Below are 21,934 nucleotides of genomic sequence, written 5' to 3' on the forward strand. Positions count from 1 at the left end.
TGGCCGGTTGCTTCAGCCCCATCAACCGTCTAGAGATGAAGCATCAAATCTTGAGAGCGCTACAGTTGAAGTACCAAGAGATTGTAACAAAATCATTTGAGGGTAATTGGTGAATTACGAGGCAGTTTGGATTACCGGAGCCACCCGCCGTGGCAAAACAACTCGGCTAATTCAGCAGTTCTGTCGCTGGATGGCACAGGTTGACCCGCAGAGTCACGCTGGCATAGGGGTAGCAGAGCCAATAGGCGATCATTCCCCATCCCTGGAGATGCCGGGAGTGCTGGCGTTAGCCGCGATCGGGGATAACCGCTTTGATCTGGTCGATCGGCTGACTCGGGCAACGGCAGGCAAATATCCCGTTCACGCCACAACCCCCCTTGGCTTTTTTGAAACCGAAGTGATTCTGTTCTGGCCGCTATTAATTCAACAACTCGACCTCAAAGCCCAATTTCCCCTGCGATTAAACCCAGAAAATGAGCAGGAACTAGCCACCCGCCTCTGGCGAGCCCAGATTGATCGGGCGATCGGACAATCAGCCGTGAATGAGTCGCGGTTAGTCCGGCGGGTCTTGGATTTATTGCAACTGGCGGCTTTAGCTCAAATCCCGATCGCGGAGATTCCCACCATTCTGGAGCAAGGCTTGGGCGACAGGAATAGTGAGTTACCAATTCCGCCTCAAACGGTGGGGGAAATGCTGCAACAGTGGCAGAACTGGTGCTTAGAACGGGGCTTGTTAACCTACGGCATCACCACCGGACTGTATGGACAATACCTGCTCCCCCATCCCACCTATCAGCAACATCTTTGCCAACGTTACGCGATCGTGCTCGCCGATGATGTCGATGAATATCCAGCGATCGCCCGACATCTGTTTGAAGTCATGCTGGATGCCGGAGTCAAGGCGGCCTTTACCTACAACCCGGATGGTGCGGTACGGCTGGGTTTGGGAGCCGATCCTGAGTATTTGGCAGGTCTGGCGGATCGGTGTGACGTTGAGGTGTTAGCCACTCCAGTTGAGCCTGGTTTAAGCCTGGAATTAGGCGCATCTGTCGTGGAACTTGCCACTAATCCCACCTTTTTTGCCGCTCTGCCAGAAACCATACAGACGATCCAAACCATTTCCCGCGCTCAACTGCTGCGCCGAGTTGCTGAGGTGATTCTGGAAGCGGTACAGACCCATCAGGTTGAACCCCAGGAGGTTGCAGTAATCAGTCCGGGCTTGGATGCGATCGCCCGGTATAGTTTGAGTGAAATTCTGTCCAAACATCACATTCCCGTGGAATCGCTCAACGATCAGCGTCCACTCACCAGTTCGCCGATCATTCGGGCTTTATTAACCTTGCTCACACTGGTCTATCCCTATTTAGGGCGATTAGTCGATCGCGATGCCGTGGCTGAAATGTTGGTGGTGTTAAGTCAATCCCCTGGCAGGGGTAGAGGCTGGCGAGATCGGGGAGATGGGGGAGATGGAGAAGGTGAAGAACGGGATGGATCACGTCTATCCTTAAGTTCAGCGCTGTATCCCGCCTTGATTGATCCGGTACGAGCAGGATTGTTAGCAGACTTCTGCTTTGCTCCGCACCCCGATCGCCCCCGGTTGTTACCCACCACAACCTTCCCCCGGTGGGATCGCCTGGGTTATCAAGCCTCTACCGCCTATCAAACCATTGTGGATTGGATTGAACAGCAACAAACCCAACTGTCACAGCGATTAATTCCGAGTGCGGTTGCCTGTCTCGATCGCGCCATTCAGCAATTTTTCCTGGGTGGGGGAGCATTACCCTTCGATCAACTCGCGTCCCTGCGGCAGTTTATGGAGACAGCCCAGCATTATTGGGAGATCAGCGATCGGTTGCGGCGGAGCGATCGTAGTGATTCGGCTGGTTTTCAAACGATCAGCCAGTTCATCCAGCTTTTGCAAAGTGGCACTGTCACGGCTAATCCCTACCCCGTTCGCCCGATCGGACCTGCTAGTAATGCCGTCACCTTAGCGAATGTGTTTCAGTACCGCTCCAGTCGGCGGGCACATCGCTGGCAATTTTGGCTGGATGCTGGCTCACCTCGGTGGTTAAGTGGAGTCGATGCCTTATTTGCTGCCCCCTTATTCCTGCAATCCTGGTCTGGACGCGCCTGGACAGCAACAGACCTGATGACCAGTAATGAACAGCGATTACGGCGAATTTTACTGGATTTACTGGGACGATCGCGGGAAAAAGTGTATCTCTGCCACAGTGATCTGGCAACGAGTGGTCAGGAACAAACTGGCGTATTACTTTCGCTGCTGAATGCGGCAACGCCTTTGGAAACTTGGCTGCCTGCATAAGGGACAATTGCCCCAGCCTGGAGCAGTCACCCAGTTTGCCCCTACCGCATCAAGCTCCAGGGGTGAACGAAGAGGCTTTATGACCCGATCGGTCCATTGGAGTCTACGGTTACAGTCCAATTCGCTGGATCAACCGTCACCGTTGTCTGCACCGTAGGAGTCGTAAATCCGGGTCTACCCCCTTGAAAGGTAAAGGTCATGGTACCGTTATCGTTAGCAGTGCAATTCACTCCCCCGATCGGACCATGCATGGCATTCTCCGCATGATAATTGCCCAGTCCACCATTGGCAGATTCAGCCGCTTGACGGGCTAAATTCTTCGCTCTACCGACCGCCAAGATGTTTACAGTCGGATTCTCACTCGCACGAGCCTGGTTTACACAGGAATTGGTTTGACCATCAGAGACAAAGCCACTGGGCTGTGCTTGAACGGCTACAGAGCTAACAGCCAGAGTCAGGAGGGTAGCTACAGAGGTGATTGAGATCCGCTTCATATTGCCAAAAATTACTCAATAAATGCTGTTAAAGGCGTGTTCGATCGTGTGTGAGTAGCTTTTGCGTAATTTAGCAGGTTATAGGAAAAATGTCAGGTGATACCGACGTGATAGATCTGGGTAGTCAACCGCCAATCGCCCTAAAAAAGTTCGGATTTTGCGTATAAAAAATGACCTTTTGGCATTTATACTTAGCGACTAATTATTCGACGATCGACTGTTTCATCATAGGTTTACCTGAAAGAATCCTTCCGTAGGATTCCTGTAAACCTCAAAACGATCCCTTGACTATTAACGATCTCAAAAACTACAGTGGGAGCAAATAAAGCTCGCTAGTTTATGTCTACAACCATCTGAATCGGTACATCGGGTTGGTCACTCAGCCGAAGTAACAAATTAACCAGCCAGCAACCGTGATGTTACAGGTGCAGATTTACTCAGGGTGCAGAACTCATACTTTGCTCTACCTCTTCATCACTCCCAGGAGTTCAACCAATGTCTGCCAATACGGATATCAAAGTGCTGCAACCGTCTGGTATTTTGACGGCAGCGACCGCGCCAGATTTACTACAAGAATTTAATCATTGCCTCAAAGGTAAGCCGCCATTGATATTAGTCAATCTCCAGTCAGTGGATTTCATTGATAGTTCTGGCTTAGGGAGCATCGTCTCAATGCATACCAGAATGCGACTGGCGGGAGGCAAACTCTGTCTTTGTGGTCTGAATGATCAAGCCAAGAGCCTGTTTGATATTTCTGATATGGATCGAATCCTGGAAATTTTTGATACCGCAACAGAGTTTTTTGCCAAAACTGAGAAAAAACATCTAGCCGTTTTAGTAGAGTGACGGTCTGAAAAAGTCGTGCTAATCTGACACAGGATTGCTTAACTTCGTAAGAGTCGGGATTAGCGTTCATGGCTTTGGTGGATTCTAAAGGACGGTTGTTTGGTAAGGTTAACCTGCTGGATGTGGGGGCTGCCCTGGTGATCGTGTTCGTCCTCATCGGCATTTTTGTGTTTCCGGGTGCCTCTAGCTCGGTGGCTCAAATTGGTATTCCGACAAAACCGGTGGAAGTGGAGGTCGTGATTAGAACGGCATCCCAAAATGTCGGGACGTTAATGAAACCCGGCGAAAAGACCAATTTGATTATCCGCAACGAACCCTATGGGGAAGTGACGATTAAATCGGTAGAGAGATTGCCGGAGAGTCTGGCAGTGCCTCAACCCGATGGTCAGGTCAAAGCCCTCCCCGACCCCCGACCGGAAGCACGACTCAGTAGTAATATGTTGGTGACCTTAGCGGGAAAAGCCAAAATTACCAAAGATGGGCCGGTGCTGGGCAACAAGAAGATTAAGATTGGCACTCCGATCGAAATTGAGGGATTCCGCTACTCCTTCGGGAATCTGAACGTGCGGGACATTCGCATCCTGGAGTCCTAGTCTTGCAGCAGCTTCAGGTAACGACGAATTAACCCGATCGTCACGGCGGGTAATTCCAGATGAGGCGTGAGTCCGGTGTCATCCAGAATTTGAAAGGCTTTTACTGCCTGAGGATTCAGATCTGCCAATCGCTGCCCGATCGCTGGACCGGTGAACTGCGAAGCTTTGCCCCAATAGATGGCTGTCGGTACCGTAAGTTGCGGCATGTAGAGGGATAGATCGAAGCAGAGATCACCGCCAACAAAGGAGAGGGCAGCATATTCCGCGTTTGGTCGCTGGGCAGATTCCAGGTAAGCCTGGACAATTTCGGGATAGATGCGGTTAGGTTGGGCAAACTGACGTTGTTCCAGAAACGTACTGACCCCTTCGCGGGTGGCTACGCCGGTACTGTAGATCAGGCGATCGAGAATCGGCACTTTAACAATTTGAGCAAATAAGCTGCGGGTGTAATTCTCGCCAAAGTCCGAGAGTCCGGCGGGGGTAGACAGAATCAAACATTGGAACAAATCGGGACGGGCGATCGCGGCTCGAATCACGATCGCGGCGGTCAGGGAAGATGCGATTACCGGAGTAGCGCCGCTACAGGTTTGTTCTAAAAACTCGATGATGGTTGTGATGTAGTCATCTACCTGATAACGGCGGGCAGGATGATCCGATTGTCCCCAACCGATCAAATCCGGTGCCAGAATCCGATGATCGGTGGCGAAGGCAGGAAACACCTTTGACCATTCGTAAGCCGATGAGCCGCCGCCAAACCCATGCAAAAATACCAGCGTCGGTAATGAGTCACTATGTTCGTCCAGGTGCGGTGTCCAAAAGGTCGGATCCGCCGTCTGGTAAACCATTCTGCCAAGTTTGGTGACAATCGATCGTTGAGCAAAACCGGAAGGTAAAAACATCACGATCCTCATAGTAATACTGCAATACCCAGTTCCCCAGGCATTACCGTGATTCTACAAAACTTTACAGATGGGCTTGTAGTCCGCGAGAAGAATCTTGCTCCAGGTAAGCAGACCACATTTGCCGATACGCCGTTTCCATGTCGTGGGTAAACTGCTGGGCATTCCAGAGGGGTGACGTTTGCCGCGATCGCCACAGTTTCCAGGCAATCTGCTGCCGTAAGGCGGGATCTGTACCCAACCGCACTCCCCACTCCACGTACTCCGCCGCACTCCAGGCAATGCCCTCCTCAATCCCAGCGTTGATCATCATGGTGTAGCTATTCCGGCTCGAAAAGTGTTCTCCTACCCGTGTCACCAGGGGGATACCCATCCACAGGGTTTCTAGTGTGGTGGTTGCGCCATTGTAGGGGTAGGTATCCAACACCACATCCGCGATCGCCAGATTAGCTCGATGCACCATCTCTAACCGCACATCGGGCAAAAAGCGTAAGCGATCGGGATCAACGCCCTCCTCCTGAGCCATTTGCAAGAAATAATTCTGAATCGATTGTTCTCCCGTTAATCCTTTCACCAGCAAGTAACTATTCGGGACGGCTTTAATGATTTGAAGTTGCGATCGCACCATGTCAGGATGCCGTTTGTAGGAACTTTGACCGCTCCAGTAAACGATCGCATCCTTCGGAATCCCCAAATCCTCCCGGCGCAAGGTTGGCACACCGACTTCAAACCCATCCACCGCAATGTAGGTTTGGGGCAATCGCCAGAGCTTTTCTGAGTAATGGGCATCTGCCCACTCCGGCACCACGTAGGAATCAACCAAAAAGTAATCGACGGCTGGAATTCCCGAGGCATCCCAGCCTAACCAGGTGGCTTGAATCGGTGCCGGTTTAAGTGCCAGCACTTCACAGCCAATGTCGGCAGTAATGCTATCCAGATCAATCAAAATATCGATCTGATCGGCAAAAATGCGATCGGCAATTTCGCCACTATGGCGCTTAAACGTGCGTACCTGATCCACATGGTCAAAAAACCATTGCTGAAGTTCATCATTCGCCTGGGGCTGATAATTCCAGAAGTACCCATAAATTTGGAACTGCTGGCGATCGTGGTACTGAAACAACCAGCGACATAACCAGCCGACCGAATGCCGTTTCAGACAATGGGAGACATAGCCAATCCGTAGGGGTCGGGTAGAGGGGCGATCGTGGCGACGTTGGGCAATCCCCTGCCGATACCGATCTGCCCGTTCTTGCATGTAAACCTGGACACTGGATTGACACAGTTGAAACACCCGGTTCTGCGTCAAGCGATTGTTTGCCAGATCATCCCGGATATAGGGTTGGAAAAAGGTCGAGGTTGCCAGCCGAAAGACGGTGCTTTGATCCAATGGTTCGGTCTGGGTCGCTGCCAATTGCTCAATTAACGTCTGTTGGTGATCAAAGATCGGAAAAATCTCTTGCCAGTAGCCTCCGGCTCGCATCAGCGATCGCATCAGTAAAAATGCGGCGAATACCTGATCGGGCAATGCCCGTACCATCAGGCAAAGCTGTCTCGCCGTCTCGATCGCCTGCTGGTGCTGATCGGCATTCTGGTAGAAGTAGCAGAGGTGCTGCATCAAATCCAAATTATCAGGATAAATCTGCAAGCATAATTGGGCGTACCGCACCGCCTGAAGCGGTTTCCCCATACCATGTGCCACATCGATCGCGGTATCCATCAATAACCGAACATAGTCAATCGGTTCGGGAATGCGCGGCAAACAGGCTTCTGCCATATCCGCCACGATCGGCTCTACCGGCATCAAACTCAGTAAACCTTGCAGGACTTGCAGTAGGAATACAGGATCGACGGATCGCTCAGACTGCAAGACACTGACTATCTCCAATTCCGCTAACGCATCCGGAGTCAGGGTACGGAGTTTAATCCCTAAATCAACAAGATGCAGCAGATTCACCAGATCCTCTGGATGCAGTTCACGGATGTACTGACGAATTGCCCAGGCGATTGCCCAGTCTTGCAGCCCGGTTTGGCGATCGGCTTCGGTTTGCAAGATGGCGGCTAATTCCGTCGTCCATTGCTCTACTTGCTCCGGTTCCCCATCCACCATCGCCAGCATCCAGGTCGCCTGCGCTTCCGCCTCTTCTCCCTGAAGGAGTAAAGCTAATCCCAAATACCAATAGGGGGTTTTAACGGCAGGTTCCGCTTCGATCAGATGTTGATATAGCTGAATCGCTTGCGGGTAATCTCCAGCCACCAACTGCTGATATGCGTGATCTTGAGTCATTGAATTCACGGCAACGCCCTTCATCCTACGGAAGCCATTCTACTCCTGGCTTTAGTATGCCCGGATGGCGATCGTGAGTTTCAGGACAACGTATTTTTACGGGCTGAATCCATAATCTACATCAATCCCCCACAAATTCCTCTGAGATTCTCAGTAGTTCATCTTAATAGATAACCAGAGAATTGATCAGGCTAACAATTTAATCGTGATCAAGATCACTTCTTTAGATTTAATTCATATTCAAATCCGAATCTTCTGTTAAGAGTTTATGCTTAAAACGCTTATTTAAAGAGTTGATTGATCTCTGTGATTTAGCTCAACCGTTAATAGGTTTAATCACCGATAATACAGATATGGCAGTCATCTGTCCGTGGGTGCAATGACTGAATCAAAGGGAATGCTATGGGGTCGATCAATTCTGCTTTACCACTTCAGCAGTTAGGAAGTGGGCAACTGTTATGTATCGTTCCGAATTTTCAAGTTGGGTTGATTTTGCAGCAACCTCATTACGCCGAATTTGTCGGAGTTGGCGCGATCGTGGGGGGCAGTTTTGATATTAAATGTAAGTCTATTTATGCGATCGGCAAGATTGATTTCTCGGTGCCAACCACCTATCGCGAACGGCAACGCGGCTTTCAACTGCGAATTAACTATATGAAGCAGCAGCAAGCCATTACTGCCGTCAGCTCTCCCCTGAAACGCGCTTGCTTGATCGTGCAACAGTTATGTAGCTGGATCGGCACTACGGAAGCCCGACAAATTCCTTGCCATCTGGTTGCCCAATTAGTTGGGGTATTACCTGGAACCGTGGAAACCGCATGGCAATGCTATCAGCGCGGCGATCGGGTCACTGCCCATCCCGAACCCCATTTCCAATTGTTTGAACCACCCGTTTCACAATCCCGACTAACCCGCAGAACCACGTTAATGTGACCGTAAAGCAGCAATCATAAAGACACTCCGACGGTGCGAGTGTGAAATAGCCGCGTGACCGACTGCCCTAGAGATAGCGAGAGTTTAACCGCCAGGGATTTAGCACAGTAACCACTCGGAGCCGGTTGAAGCACCAGGAATTTGACCTGCCAGGTCGCGGGGCGAATTGTCCAGGCGTTGGGGATACCATCACTGGCATAGCTAGGGCAAATCGCTTGCGGACAGTAATCAACACCGATCGCATCAAACTGCGCATTTAACTGAGACAACCGTTGCCGAATCGTCTGCCAGTCATATTCCGGCTTAGAACTGAGTGGGGTTTCACCTTCCAACAGAGTAGCGCCCAGGAGCCAAACTAGCCGAGCACAAATTTCCTCCAGGCGTAAGCGATCGCCTTTCAGCAACATGGCTTCTTCTGGCAACAGAATCCCGTTTGTCGGAGGTAGCCAAAGCTCAAAGCAGGTATAGGCATCGATCGGAATCGTGGCAAGCTTTAGATTGAATAGGGTGCCTAATGGGTTAGGAGCAACCGCAAGTTCGTCGGCAATAAAGGTTTCAATCATTGGCTGGAAAATGGCAAAGGGCTTCAGCGCAAATCAGGCAGGGAAATGAAATCCATGAACAAACTGCTGTTTGACCCACTATTCCGGAGTGGGTATGGCAGGTGATGATTACCGAGGATCTGGATATTATCGAATTTCCCTTCCTAGAAATTCATCTTTCCCTAGGATGGCTTTTCTGGTCGGCAATTTCATTCAGTATTTATAAGGACATCGTAAAGCCAGTATAAAGTTTTTTATAGTAAATGTAGAAAAACCTACAGACACCCTTGCGGCGTTCCGCGATCGCAGACAACGGGCTGCACAGTCTAAGATGTTGAAAGACTGATCTTTAGTGAGTCAACCCACCGCAGCAACTATGAATCACACTGTTGCAGAAACTACTGCAATTGACCAACAGCTATCTCATCGGCATATTGACCTTGATCCCGGTGGCTATTTCGTCATCTATATTAATCGGGATGAACAATTGATCCAGGCAAAACATTACAGTAACGTGATCAACGAGCAAGGGGTGGCGTGTGATCCTGCCACGGGTAAGCCCATTCCCTGCAATGGTCAGGTGCAACGCATTCCCACTCAGATTTATAGCGGCAGAACGGCGAAAGAGATTTGTGTGCAGCTATTTGAGCAGACCCAACCTTGCCCAGTCACCATGCTGGATCATGCTGCCTATTTGGGACGCGAATTTCAACGGGCGGAAGCAGCCCTTTTACAGGGTCAAGAGTATATTCAGGACTAAGGACTGGGAATTAAATCAGTTCGATATGGGATAGGGGCGGGTTTTGCGTCAAATCCATTGCCGATTGCAGATTGGTTTGCGCAACCATGATCCCCCTAGCCCCCTTTTACAAGGGGAAACCGAGCCTATCGCACATACCAGTAGTACGTCACCATCGGGACGATCGTCGCAATGGCTAGAATTCCGATTACCCAAGCGGTGGCATTACTGGACTTGGTTTCCTCCGGAGTGGCAAAGGTGCCCTCGACCTGCACGTTATCTTTGAGCGCCGGAGGCCCCGGATCGGGATTACCTGACAGCACTGCTACTAAGCGATCGCTGGCATCGGTAAAGGCTTGATTGTACTTATTCCCTTCTTTGAGCGGAACCAAGACCGTTTCATGGGCGATGCTTTCCGCGATTTCATCCGACATCACCGATTTCACCTGTGACCCAGTGCGAATTCCCGTATTGTCCGTGACATTATCAATCACCAGTAATACCTGATTCGCCTGGGCTTCGGGAGTGGGAAACCACTTCTCAAATAATTGGTCAGCAAAGCTTTGGGCGGTTTCTTCGTAATCCAAGCGGTGAATGCTGACGATCCGCGCTTCGTAGCCCGTCTGTTCAGCTAACTGCTTTAAATCCGAGCTAATTTTGCCTTCACTAATCCGGCTGAGAATTTCGGCTTTATCCAGCACCCAGGTATCTGGAGTCAAAGGCGGGATCTCATAGACTCCCGTGGCATAGGCGGGTGTTGCTAATAGACCGATCGTTAGCAATATCACTGCAATTGATAATGCCAGATAGCGAAATGCTGCCTTCCAGGAAGTCAGTAGGTTCAAAAGCTGTCTCATAAGTGTTGCTTGGCGGACATATCTTCTGAGAATACTATGTGCCTGCGGATCATTTCACCCTGATCTAAGGATCATGGATTAAATAAAGTCGAATATTCTGCCCTCTGAAGGGGCGAACGGCCGTTCGCTCGTACAAAAAAGTATCGAACTTATTTAATTTTCATTCCTAAGTAGATTTCCTCCCAACAGTAGACTAGTGAGTGCAATCGTATGGTGACGGCGGATCATACGGAATGGAACGATCGCAATCCGTTTGTTACGAGTCACAATTGAATTTATTCCAGCAGCAGGTTAAATTCCGATCGCAGCGCCTCAAAGGTGGATAACCGGGACACTAAGAGATTCTGTGAGCCTGCATCGTTCAGGCGGTTTTTCCAATGATGAACACTGTCGGTATTTCGCATCCAGAAGTCGATCACCGTTTGAATCGCCTGATCGACATGCCAGCCAGAATGCGGCGGCACCGTTTCCACAGACTCAATCAGGGCATCCAACGTGCAACGATAGGCTCCCAAATAGTTCACGGCTGGTCGGGACGGCTGGTGCAGAATAGTTTGTTGATAGTTGAAAAAATCTACTACAGGAGATACGCCGAGAATTTCAAATGTATATGCCATACACAATCCTCCAACTCAATATCAATCGCCTATTTGAGGATTGCATTGTAGTCAGCCATGATGGAGGATGCACAGGGTTTGTCACACACTTTTAAGCACTCATGCAGATGGACTGCTATCTGGGGATTGACTTTGGCACATCAGGCGCTCGGGCGATCGCGATTGATGCCACCACTCAAGTCTGCGCTCAAGTTAGTCAACGGTTTATAGATAGTCCAATTCAGGGTAAGGCAACCACATGGCGAAACCTGTTATTCACGTTAATCCAGCAGCTTCCAGAAAGTGTTCGGGGCAGACTGCGGGCGATCGCGATTAATGGCACATCCTCTACGGTGCTGTTGTGTGACGCTAGTGGACAACCGCTAACCGAACCATTGCTCTACAACGATGCCAGGGGTGTGGCGGAATTGGCAACCTTACAGGCATTATTTGCCACACAACCGGATGCCCCCTGCCGGAATAATGTTGGCAATGCCACCTCTAGCCTGGTGAAACTATTGTGGTGGCGACGACAACCGATCTATACCCAGGCAAAATACTTTCTGCATCAAGCCGATTGGTTAGCTTTTCTGCTGCATGGTCAGCTTGGCATCAGCGACTATCACAACAGTCTGAAACTGGGCTATGACGTACATCAACTCACCTATCCCGATTGGTTAATGGCGTTGGAGGTATCTCCCCTATTCCCCCAGGTCTTACCACCGGGAACTCCAGTTAGCCCGATTCAACCGCCGATCGCGGCTGATTTAGGACTACCTACAGATTGTCAGATTTGTACCGGAACCACCGACAGTATTGCCGCCTTTCTTGCCAGTGGAGCAACGCGATCAGGGGAAGCCGTCACTTCCCTGGGATCAACCCTGGTTCTGAAGCTGTTGAGTGACACGCCGATCGAACATGGCACCTATGGCATTTATAGTCACCGCCTGGGCAATCGCTGGTTGGTGGGAGGCGCATCGAATACCGGCGGAGCCGTCCTCCAGCAATTCTTCACCTCGACTGAATTAGCGACCTTGAGCCAACAGATTCCCGTTGATCAACCCAGTCCGCTCGACTACTATCCCTTGCTGAAACCGGGAGAACGCTTTCCAATCAATGATCCGAATTTACCGCCACGACTGTCTCCCCAACCGAGCGATCGCAGGGAATTTCTCCACGGCTTATTGACAAGTATTGCCCGAATTGAGGCTCAGGGCTATCACCTATTGCAAACCTTAGGAGCCACGCCATTAATGCAGGTGTATACCGCCGGAGGTGGAGCGAATAATCCTACCTGGACAGCAATCCGTCAACAGTTGTTGGGTATCCCTGTGATAGCTTCACGGCATACAGAAGCCGCCTATGGGACGGCATTATTGGCGCGACGATCGCAGATAAATACCAGCGAATAAATCCCCTTAAAAAAATTACATTTGTCCTTTCAAAAAGAATTTTCTGATTGCCAATTTTTCGGCGCTCATTCAGCGATTTTACGCAAAATTATGACGTTAATTGCTGAATTTTCTAGGGAATAATAATTAGAGTTTTGCCTTAGAAAAAAATAATGCCCTCAGTTCTACATCATCTATTGAGTTCAGAACAATTTGTCCCGCATGGACACTGTTACCTGTGGAAATCTGGATTAGTTTCACTCAATGTTGCCTCAGATGCTGTAATTGGCACAGCCTATTATTCAATACCCCTACTACTGCTGTATATCGTGCGTAAACGGGGTGACGTGCCGTTTGATTGGGTATTTTTTCTGTTTGCCAGCTTCATTCTTGCCTGTGGCACTGGGCATTTAATGGATATTTGGACACTCTGGCATCCGACCTATTGGCTATCGGGAACGATTAAAGCCCTTACCGCCGCCATTTCGTTAGGCACTGGCATTGTCCTCGTATCCCTCATTCCTAAAATTCTGGCAATTCCCAGCCCGAAACAACTGCGGTTTGCTTATGAACGGTTGGAGCAGGAAGTTGTCGATCGTCGTCAAACCGAAGCAGAATTACAAACGTCCGAAGCGTTATTGCGGGAACAAACTCAGCAATTAGTCCAAACCCTGAATGAACTTAAGCAAACCCAAACTCAGTTAATTCATACGGAAAAAATGTCGAGTTTGGGACAATTGGTAGCGGGGGTTGCCCATGAAATTAACAATCCCGTGAGTTTCATCTACGGCAACCTCAATCATGTTGAGATCTATACTCAGGATTTACTTCGTCTGATCAAGTTATATCAACAACCTGCGGTGAGCTCTGCTGCCATTCAGCAATACCAGCATGAGATTGATTTAGATTTTTTAGTAGACGATTTACCCAAAACCCTATCCTCCATGAAACTCGGAGCCGATCGCATCCGGCAAATTGTCTTGTCATTACGCAATTTCTCCCGCTTTGACCAGGCAGAGATCAAACCTGTTGATATCCATGAAGGGATTGATAGTACGGTGCTGATTTTGCAACATCGCTTAAAGGCACAATCTCACCGCTCTGAAATTATCGTCAACAAACTCTATGGTCAACTGCCCTTAGTCGAATGCTATCCCGGGTCATTAAATCAGGTATTCATGAATATTTTGAGTAACGCGATCGATGCCTTAGAAACTCGTTGGGAGTCGGGTACAGATGCGTCCTCTGCCAGTCCGATCGCTACACCAACTTCTGTCTCTGCATCAGGAGGGACAGCTTGGCAGCCAGAAATTCGGATTGACACGGAAGTTATCGAGCCACAGCAGATCAAAATTCGGATTGCCGATAATGGTACAGGGATTCCAGAAGCGATCCGATCGCGCTTATTTGATCCGTTCTTTACCACTAAACCGATTGGCAAAGGCACCGGATTAGGCTTATCGATTAGCTACCAAATTATTGTCGAGAAACATGGTGGCAGCCTGGAATGTAAGTCTGAACTGGGGCAGGGGACAGAGTTTGTGATCACAATTCCGATCCAACCGCAACAATCTTCAATTGGATCTTCTCCCCCACCGCGATCGGTTACTGTTAGTTGTTGACATTGGTTTAAGCACAACTGTCATGGCTTCTGACTCGCCTGCTACACCTCTACCCGTTACCTATGCTGATATTGTTGCGGCTGCCACACGGTTAACCGGACAGGCACACCGCACCCCTGTTTTCACCTCTACCACCGTCAATCAGCGTACCCGTAGCCAGGTTTTCTTTAAATGTGAGAATTTCCAACGCACCGGATCATTTAAATTTCGGGGGGCTTACAATGCCCTAGCGCAACTCTCGGCTGAGGAGCGGCAACAAGGCGTGTTAGCAATGTCCTCCGGCAATCATGCCCAGGCGATCGCCTTAGCCGGACGGTTACTGAAGATTCCCACGACGATCGTCATGCCCGATGATGCCCCAGAGGTGAAACAGGAAGCCACGCGAGGTTATGGTGCCGAGGTGATCTTATTTAATCGGTTGACCACCAATCGGGAAGAATTCGCCCAGACGATCGCCACCGATCGGGGTTTAACCCTGATCCATCCCTATGACAATGCCCAGGTAATAGCTGGACAGGGAACCGCCGCCAAAGAACTGCTGGAAGAAGTCGGCACATTAGATCTGTTACTGGTGTGTTGTGGTGGGGGAGGTTTGCTATCCGGCAGCGCGATCGCGGCGAGTGCCCTGGCTCCAGGCTGCAAAGTCGTCGGGGTGGAACCCAAACGCGCCGATGATGCCACCCGATCGTTCTACAGCAAAACCCTACAAACCGTCCAGAATCCCGATACGATCGCCGACGGTGCCCGCACTCCCTCGCTCGGTCAGTTGACCTTTCCCTTAGTGCTGCATTATGTGTCAGATATGGTGACGGTGTCAGAAGCCGCGATCGCTCGCACTGTCGCCTTTCTCTGGGAACGGATGAAAATTGTGGTGGAACCAACGGGTGCCTTGGCCGCCGCCGCATTGCTAGAAGGAGTTGTGGCACTGCCGGATGCCCGGATTGGAGTGCTGATTACGGGTGGCAATGTGGATGTGAAACAGATTAGTAAACTGCTGGCAAAAACGGGTAAACCACCCAAAGGGCAGGTAAAGCAACCCTGGGCGGGGGAGTTGAGTTGAGGGGGATAGGAGATGGGGGAGATAAGGGAGAGGATGAGTTAGAACGGTAGTTAATTCTTAAGGTCTGGGATCATTTTTATTGGATTGTTCCCAAAGGAACTTAATTTTTACTTTATGTTGCTAAGCCCCTTCCAGAAACTAGGGTTAAGGGTGGGTTCACGATCGCCAATTGTCAATCACTCAAGGTTTTACAAACGTAATCTGAATCATAAATCCAACTAAACAAAAGAAAAGGTTAAGGAAAGCTAACTTAAATTTACATTGCTTTACCTTATTAGGTATGTCGTTATGCTTGCACCACCCGTCTTTGCTTGACCTGTGATCTGCATCGATCGCCTGTCATGACTTCTGTGGTTGCAAGGTTTTGGGCTGTTTCAAACCATGATTACAGCAAGCCAACGAGCCTAAGAGCATACTGTCTAATCCACAGCACATGGAGAAACTGAGTTCGGAAGAGTTACTGTCACAATATGCAACTGGGAGGCGAGATTTTCGGTATGTAGATGTTAGTGATGCGTATCTGTTTGAAGCTAATCTACCTGAAGCGGATTTTTCACACAGTAATTTAACTGGGGTACATTTACCCTATGCCAATTTAAATCAAGTTAATCTGTCAAAAGCAAATTTGCAGAAGGCAGAATTGGGTGATATTCAACTTTATCAAGCCGATCTTTCGGGAGCCGATCTGCGAGGAGCGAATCTCTCGCGGGCAAATCTCCGGTTTGCCAAGTTGCAGCAGGTTAATTTAGCCGATGCCGATCTCCAGGGCGCAGATTTTTATCATGCTGACTTGACAGATTGCAATTTGACCAATGCCAATCTCAGTCGTGCCAATTTAGACAAAGCCCAGTTTGTCAATGCTCAACTGAGTGGAGCCAATTTGTTTCGGGCACAGCAGGCAGACTTGACGGGAGCCTACCTGGACAAAACCACCACCTTTCCCGATGGGCATCGCCAGGATGCAGCAGATTAATCCTGCTCAAATGCCTTCCCTAAAGCCGCCGGAGGGGTACTACTAATAGTCTGGGTCGCCATCCGCCGGACACGATCGGGAAGCTGACTAAACAGCATTTCTAGCCAACGGCTAGAGGTCAACACTAACAGCAGGATCATCAGGACAAAGGGGGCGATCGGCAAAACCTGGGTGGGCACTTGCGGGATGGTACTCTGCACCACACTCGCCAGGGATTGCAGGATGCCAAACAAGTAACAACTCAGGGCAACCCGGAGCGGATTCCAGCCCCCAAAAATCACGATCGCCAGCGCAATCCAGCCATACCCTGCCGTATGCCGATAACTCCAACCTGCCTTGAAATCGAGGGAAAAAGCTGCCCCCGCCATGCCCATCAAGGCTCCCCCCAGCATGGTATACAGGTAGCGCATTCGCACGACATTAGTTCCCCGCGCAAACGCCGCCGCCGGTTGTTCTCCGATCGCTCGTAACATCAATCCTGGGCGCGATCGATAGAAATACAGCCAGGTCAGCAGAATCAGCAAATAGCTGGCATAGACTAAGACATCACTTTGAAAGAACAGTTCACCAAGCACCGGAATCTGTTGCAGTCCTGGCAGTTTGAAACTGGGCACCGTGGGTCCTGGAATCCGCACGAACGCATTACCGAGAAACGCGGATAGATCGGCACAAAGTAGGGCCAGCACAAACCCGATCGCAACCTGAGATTGCTTGAGCGTCAAAGCGCCAAATGCCACGATCGCAGCGATCAGTGCCCCAACCAATCCGGCTCCCGCAAACCCTAATACCAAGCAGGGAAACGTACCCAACCCTTCGGTCGTTTTGGCGATCGCAAAGGCGGTCATGGCGGCTAACATCACAGTCCCCTCTGCCGACAGGTTAATCACCCCCGATCGTTCTGTAATGGTTTCACCGAGGCAAGCGAAGACTAACGGGGTAGAGGTGGCGATCGCGACTGAGAGGATGGGGATAATTGGCGGGAGGGACATAGGGAGGTCAGGAAGATAGGGGAGATGGGGTTATGGGGAGGTGGGCCTGGTAATCTGGCTCAAGCCGCGACTGAGAATAGCGAATAGCACTAACACGCCTTGAATCACCCCGGAGAGTGATGATTCCAGGTTCAGAGACAGCGGCAGTTGCAGACTACCCACATTCAGCAGGCTAAAAAAGCTAGCCACAGGCACTATCAACCAGATGTTCGACCCAATCAACATGGCAACTAAGAGTCCCAGGAAGCCTAAACCACTGGAAACATTGGGGATTAAGCGATGAAAAATTCCTAAAACCTGTAAGGCTCCCGCCAGTCCCGCTAAGCCACCACAAATAGCAAAGGCACTCATGAGTTGCCGAATGGCAGGAATGCCTAAAATGTAGGAGGCTCGCAGGTTTTGTCCCACGGCCCGGAGTTGCAGACCGAAGTAAGTACCCCGTAACACAATGAAGGTTAGGACAACAGCCGCTAATCCTAATAGGAGGGCGATCGGGCTAAAGTCGGTGCGTCCCCAGGTGGGCAACCAGAGCGATTCAGGCAATTGTTCGGTGCCACTCATCGAAGCAACTCCAGCTTTCTTCCAGGGCCCAAAGATCAGGTAGAGTGCCAAGCCATCGGCAACGAAGTTTAAGCCCAACCCGGCAAAGATATCATTCACCCGTCCGTAGACATGTAACACTCCAGCCAGTAAGCCCCAGAGCATCCCGCCGATCATGCCTGCCCCGATCGCCAGTAGCATTACCAGCCCAGGTGGCAATACGGCTTGAGTCAGCCGGACGACAAAGGTCGCCGCGATCGCTCCACTGACGATTTGACCTTCAATCCCTAAGTTATATAAGCCAGCCGTAAAGGTGAATAACAGACCACTGGTACAGAGCAACAATGGAGCTAAGGTAGCCGCGACTCGGGCAAGACGATCGGGGGTACCCAAGGCACCCATGCCGATACTGGTCAGCACTTGCCACGGTGAACCCCCGGCGATCAGGATAATGCCGCCAATCAGCCCTAGCGATAAAATTAACGCGGCGGTTTGATAGGACAGCGATCGGGTCATGATGAACGAGCCTCCAAGCGACCGCCGATCAGTTCTCCCAGGCGATCAACGGTCAGTTCCGTGACTGGAATCGGGGCAGACAGTTGTCCACCACTAAACACCAGCACCCGATCGCTATATTGCATGATTTCATCCAGATCCGAGGACATAAATAAAATGGTCGTGCCACCCTGGCAGCGGGCAATCAATTGCTGCCAGACCCATAGGGCTGATTCAATATCCAAACCACGGGTCGGATGTTCCATTAACAACAGATTTAGGGGCACAGGTAACAATGCCAATTGGGTGCGTTGCTGATTACCACCAGACAGTTGTTCCACCCGCGACTGAGGTTGCCCTCGAATATTAAATACCGCGATCGTCTGCTGGGCTTTAGTCAACATCCTTTGCCAATCGATCAACCAGCGATGGCTCGGAGTCCGCAGGGCAATATGGTCTTGAATGGTTAAACCGGGAACTAAGCCATCCTGCAAGCGATCGGCAGGGGAGTAGCCCACTCCAGCCTGGAGATACTCGGCATAGGGTTTGTGGGTCATGTCCACCCCATCCAGCGTCACCGTTCCACTAGCAGCAGGCAACAATCCCGCACACAACAGTAACAATGCTTGCTGACCACTGCCTTCCAACCCTGCCAAGCCAAGGATTTCGCCTTGATGTACGGTCAGATTACCCAGTTTCATCGCCAGTCGATCGGTGGCTATCCGCACATCCGTTAATTGCACAGCCACCTCTGGGCGACGAGTCGGTGGCTTGGTAGGCGTTGCCAGTTCCCGCCCGAACATAAGCTGTACTAACCGTTGGTCGGAGCAAGGCATGGGTAAATGCCCCACGACCTGCCCCTGCCGCATCACCGTAACCTGATCACACAATTCAGCCACATCTTCGAGCTTATGGGAGACAAAAATGATGGCTTTGCCCTGGGCAGCCAGTTGTTTCAGTGCCGCAAACAGGGCGGTTTTCTGAGAAGCAGAAATGCCTGTAGTCGGCTCATCTAAAATTAATACCTGCACTCCCAAAGATAACAGCCGCAGTAGTTCTAGCTGTTGGCGTTCACCCACGGTCAGATGCCGCACAATGGCATAGGGATCAAGATCAAAATCGAATTGAGCCGCGAGTCGCTGTAATATATGGCGGGCTTGAGGGCGATCGAGCCAGATGTCCCCCGGTCTACCTGCCATAAAGTTATCCAACACTGACAGGGGCGGAAAATCCAACGGATCTTGATGCAACATGCCGATGCCCGCTCGAATAGCCGCCGCCGGAGTGTGCAGATCAACGGGTCGCCCTGATAGTTTGACTTGACCCGCATCACGGGTAACAAATCCACTAAGGATCTTAACTAGAGTGCTTTTGCCAGCCCCGTTTTCTCCCAATAGACCATGAATGCAGCCTGCCTCTACGGCGAGAGAAACATCATCATTAGCCTTTACCTGACCAAAGCGTTTCTGAATATGTAGCAGTTCCACCTTCATCGCGATCAATCGTATCAGCGATCGCCTCCATTGTGCCTATTTCATCCGTTCTCAACTGATTACTTGGAACATTTGAGGACTGTTGCCATGCGCGAATCATGGGTGGCAAAGGCGATCGCGATCGTCAGTCGCCGGATTTAGCGGCTGGTTGCATACACCTTAGATGGGCGAGTGCTCCGCTCGTATTGCTGAATACACCGTTGCCAAAATCGCGTGGGTTCTTCCGATGGGAAAAAGTAACGGATGGCTTGATACGCTTGCCGGGAAATGCGATCGCGCAATTCAGCCTGCTCTAACTCCAGCAAACACTGTGCCGCCGCTTCCGGCGTTTCAGCAACCATTGCCGTTTGTCTATGCTCCATACAGAAGTTGGCACCTCGCGCGGTTTTCCCAACCACTACAACCCCCGATGCCATTGATTCCTGCGGCGGCAACGCACACCCTTCCACGTCAGCAGAAGCCAGGAAAACTTGCGGACGACGAAACTCATGGGCTAATTCACGAATCGTTAATCCGTCAATTAACTCAAATCGCCAATAGTTCCCTCCCAGTCGTTGATACGCTGCCTGGGTTTGGGCAATGTACTCAGGTCCTTTCCGGGGAAAGGCAAATACTAAGCCGGGTTCCCGTTGGGACTGGGGCACAAAGGGAAACAATTGGTTATCCACAATGTTTGGCACAATCTCGATCGCCTTGCCGGGATAAGTCCTTTCACAAATCTCCTGCATGAAGGGAGAATCCGTCCAAAGTGCCACCCGATCGGCTTGATAGTCGAAATTATTTAATGTAAAGGTGGGAACTTGCAAGTAAGCGATCGCACGACCTTCGACTTCATCAATTAAATCGCTCACAAAGTCGGGCACAATGCAGACATCATCCGGCTGTCGATCTGCCCAGCGCATAAACGGGATGCCAGGAATGCCAGCTTTGCCGTAGGTATCAATGCCGCGAATGGTTGCCATGTAAGCATCGGCACCACAATCACGAGCAATTTTGCAGTGACGCATCAAATTGAGGGTGCCACCGAAGGCAAAATCCGTCCGCATAAACCGTTTGCGTTCTAAATCTTTGAAAAATTGCAGCCGAGCCTTTTGGGTTAACCGTGCAACGACTTTCCGGAAACGACTTGTATCCAGTTCGGGAATGAGAAAAATAAACCGCATTAGATTACCCTGATAAGATATTAAAAATGGCGGAAAACCGCTTAGCTCTGCTTGATAACGGGCACGTTAAGCCAGGACGCGATCGCTTAAGATCGCTTCCTCAGCCGCTATAGAATCAGCTATCCAATGAAAGAGAAACTATCACGAGAACAATGGCGTTCTCATCTTCATTGAGATAGATTCTCAGTTACAAACCGTTTGATCCAACAAAAAATAGGGCACATCTGAGATGTGCCCCTGCTTGCTCATGCAATTGTTCCAAGTTGAGCTTAGATTCCCGCTCCATCAAAAAACTCTTCCAGAATACGATCGCTGAGCCGACATTTAGGAGCGCTGCCAGGATTCTGATGGTCTAACGGCAAGGCTTCCCGGTCTGCACTAACTCCGACTGGAACTAAAGCCCTCTCGGCTGGCGCACCAACAGGCTGTTGTAACCCTTGCAATTGCTGTTCTAATGCCTCAATCCGATCGACCAAGGCACGAATCGCTTGGGCTTCCGAATCCGGCAACCGTCCATGCTCCAACGGACCCACCCGTTCCCCCGAGCGGAAAACAATCCGACCCGGCACACCGACGACCGTACAATCCGACGGCACATCCCGTAACACGACTGAGCCAGCGCCAATCCGGACATTATTGCCAATCAGCAGATTTCCTAAAACTTTAGCGCCTGCTCCAACGACGACATTTTCTCCCAGGGTCGGGTGGCGTTTCCCGCTTTCTTTCCCAGTTCCACCCAATGTCACCCCTTGATAGATCAGGGCATAGTCACCGACGATCGCGGTTTCCCCAATCACCACTCCCATCCCGTGATCAATAAACACGCCCTGCCCAATTTGGGCACCCGGATGAATCTCAATCCCGGTCAGAAACCGCGCGATATGCGAAATCAGCCGAGGAATGAATGGTAATCCCAGGACATATAACCAGTGGGCAAAGCGATGGAATAGGAGCGCCTGCAAACCGGGATAGCAAAACAGCACCTCTAGCGCGTTGCGGGCAGCCGGATCGCGTTCAAAAATAATACGGAAGTCAGCAAGGAGAGTCGATAACACGGTGAAGTCTAGCCTTGACTAAATGACCTCAATCTATCTTAACC

General features: G+C 50.5%; 20 protein-coding genes. 9 read left to right on the forward strand and 11 right to left on the reverse strand.

Annotated features, from left to right (window positions below; all coding sequences use genetic code 11):
• The first annotated feature begins 109 nt into the window (after positions 1-109).
• On the forward strand, positions 110-2,323 hold the full coding sequence (locus tag ACN4EK_RS17705) for a recombinase family protein (RefSeq protein ID WP_431659395.1): 2,214 nt from the start codon (positions 110-112) through the stop codon (positions 2,321-2,323).
• Between the two features lie 77 nt (positions 2,324-2,400).
• Here the strand turns inward: ACN4EK_RS17705 and ACN4EK_RS17710 are convergent, their stop codons facing one another.
• Entirely contained in the window at positions 2,401-2,817 is a 417-nt protein-coding gene (locus tag ACN4EK_RS17710) for a hypothetical protein (RefSeq protein ID WP_431659396.1), read from the reverse strand.
• Positions 2,818-3,312: 495 nt separating this feature from the next.
• Here ACN4EK_RS17710 and ACN4EK_RS17715 point away from each other — a divergent pair, with 495 nt between their 5' ends.
• Positions 3,313-3,663 (forward strand): STAS domain-containing protein, encoded by a 351-nt coding sequence (locus ACN4EK_RS17715; RefSeq protein WP_431659397.1) that lies wholly within the window; start codon positions 3,313-3,315, stop codon positions 3,661-3,663.
• A 68-nt stretch (positions 3,664-3,731) separates the two neighbouring features.
• Entirely contained in the window at positions 3,732-4,256 is a 525-nt protein-coding gene (locus tag ACN4EK_RS17720) for a DUF4330 domain-containing protein (protein WP_431659398.1), read from the forward strand.
• On the opposite strand, the gene ACN4EK_RS17725 is transcribed toward ACN4EK_RS17720, so the two are convergent.
• Positions 4,253-5,155 (reverse strand): alpha/beta fold hydrolase, encoded by a 903-nt coding sequence (locus tag ACN4EK_RS17725; RefSeq protein ID WP_431659399.1) that lies wholly within the window; start codon positions 5,153-5,155, stop codon positions 4,253-4,255. The genes ACN4EK_RS17720 and ACN4EK_RS17725 overlap by 4 nt on opposite strands.
• Before the next feature lie 64 nt (positions 5,156-5,219).
• Positions 5,220-7,442, reverse strand: a complete 2,223-nt coding sequence (locus ACN4EK_RS17730) for an O-linked N-acetylglucosamine transferase, SPINDLY family protein (protein ID WP_431659400.1) — start codon at positions 7,440-7,442, stop codon at positions 5,220-5,222.
• A 402-nt stretch (positions 7,443-7,844) separates the two neighbouring features.
• Between ACN4EK_RS17730 and ACN4EK_RS17735 the strand changes: the two genes are divergently transcribed.
• Positions 7,845-8,375: a hypothetical protein gene (locus tag ACN4EK_RS17735; RefSeq protein WP_431659401.1), complete on the forward strand. Its 531-nt coding sequence runs from the start codon at positions 7,845-7,847 to the stop codon at positions 8,373-8,375.
• 14 nt (positions 8,376-8,389) lie between these two features.
• On the opposite strand, the gene ACN4EK_RS17740 is transcribed toward ACN4EK_RS17735, so the two are convergent.
• On the reverse strand, positions 8,390-8,938 hold the full coding sequence (locus ACN4EK_RS17740; RefSeq protein WP_431659402.1) for a hypothetical protein: 549 nt from the start codon (positions 8,936-8,938) through the stop codon (positions 8,390-8,392).
• A gap of 355 nt (positions 8,939-9,293) precedes the next feature.
• Between ACN4EK_RS17740 and ACN4EK_RS17745 the strand changes: the two genes are divergently transcribed.
• Positions 9,294-9,677, forward strand: coding sequence for a DUF4346 domain-containing protein (locus tag ACN4EK_RS17745; protein ID WP_431659404.1), 384 nt, complete (start codon positions 9,294-9,296; stop codon positions 9,675-9,677).
• A 125-nt stretch (positions 9,678-9,802) separates the two neighbouring features.
• Here the strand turns inward: ACN4EK_RS17745 and psb32 are convergent, their stop codons facing one another.
• Together psb32 and ACN4EK_RS17755 are read right to left on the reverse strand one after the other, a co-directional pair.
• Entirely contained in the window at positions 9,803-10,513 is a 711-nt protein-coding gene (gene psb32, locus ACN4EK_RS17750) for a photosystem II repair protein Psb32 (RefSeq protein WP_431659406.1), read from the reverse strand.
• A gap of 275 nt (positions 10,514-10,788) precedes the next feature.
• On the reverse strand, positions 10,789-11,130 hold the full coding sequence (locus ACN4EK_RS17755) for a hypothetical protein (RefSeq protein ID WP_431659408.1): 342 nt from the start codon (positions 11,128-11,130) through the stop codon (positions 10,789-10,791).
• Between the two features lie 101 nt (positions 11,131-11,231).
• On the opposite strand from ACN4EK_RS17755, the gene ACN4EK_RS17760 reads away from it, so the two are divergent.
• From ACN4EK_RS17760 to ACN4EK_RS17775, 4 genes are all read left to right on the forward strand, one after another.
• Positions 11,232-12,521 (forward strand): FGGY-family carbohydrate kinase, encoded by a 1,290-nt coding sequence (locus ACN4EK_RS17760; RefSeq protein WP_431659409.1) that lies wholly within the window; start codon positions 11,232-11,234, stop codon positions 12,519-12,521.
• A gap of 152 nt (positions 12,522-12,673) precedes the next feature.
• A complete protein-coding gene (locus ACN4EK_RS17765; protein WP_431659410.1) occupies positions 12,674-14,122 on the forward strand; it encodes a sensor histidine kinase in 1,449 nt (482 codons plus the stop codon).
• A 22-nt stretch (positions 14,123-14,144) separates the two neighbouring features.
• Positions 14,145-15,182, forward strand: coding sequence for a threo-3-hydroxy-L-aspartate ammonia-lyase (locus ACN4EK_RS17770; protein WP_431659412.1), 1,038 nt, complete (start codon positions 14,145-14,147; stop codon positions 15,180-15,182).
• A 433-nt stretch (positions 15,183-15,615) separates the two neighbouring features.
• Positions 15,616-16,155, forward strand: coding sequence for a pentapeptide repeat-containing protein (locus ACN4EK_RS17775; RefSeq protein WP_431659413.1), 540 nt, complete (start codon positions 15,616-15,618; stop codon positions 16,153-16,155).
• On the opposite strand, the gene ACN4EK_RS17780 is transcribed toward ACN4EK_RS17775, so the two are convergent.
• From ACN4EK_RS17780 to cysE, 5 genes are all read right to left on the reverse strand, one after another.
• Entirely contained in the window at positions 16,152-17,144 is a 993-nt protein-coding gene (locus ACN4EK_RS17780; RefSeq protein ID WP_431659414.1) for an ABC transporter permease, read from the reverse strand. The genes ACN4EK_RS17775 and ACN4EK_RS17780 overlap by 4 nt on opposite strands.
• Before the next feature lie 30 nt (positions 17,145-17,174).
• Positions 17,175-18,200 (reverse strand): ABC transporter permease, encoded by a 1,026-nt coding sequence (locus tag ACN4EK_RS17785; RefSeq protein WP_431659416.1) that lies wholly within the window; start codon positions 18,198-18,200, stop codon positions 17,175-17,177.
• Positions 18,197-19,672, reverse strand: coding sequence for an ABC transporter ATP-binding protein (locus ACN4EK_RS17790; protein WP_431659417.1), 1,476 nt, complete (start codon positions 19,670-19,672; stop codon positions 18,197-18,199). Before ACN4EK_RS17790 ends, ACN4EK_RS17785 begins: the two co-directional genes overlap by 4 nt.
• 137 nt (positions 19,673-19,809) lie before the next feature.
• Entirely contained in the window at positions 19,810-20,835 is a 1,026-nt protein-coding gene (locus ACN4EK_RS17795; protein ID WP_431659418.1) for a glycosyltransferase family protein, read from the reverse strand.
• A gap of 269 nt (positions 20,836-21,104) precedes the next feature.
• Positions 21,105-21,890, reverse strand: coding sequence for a serine O-acetyltransferase (gene cysE / locus ACN4EK_RS17800; protein WP_431659419.1), 786 nt, complete (start codon positions 21,888-21,890; stop codon positions 21,105-21,107).
• Positions 21,891-21,934 lie beyond the last annotated feature (44 nt).

Source organism: Pantanalinema rosaneae CENA516, from assembly GCF_050753385.1.
GTDB classification, from domain to species: domain Bacteria; phylum Cyanobacteriota; class Cyanobacteriia; order Leptolyngbyales; family Leptolyngbyaceae; genus Pantanalinema; species Pantanalinema rosaneae.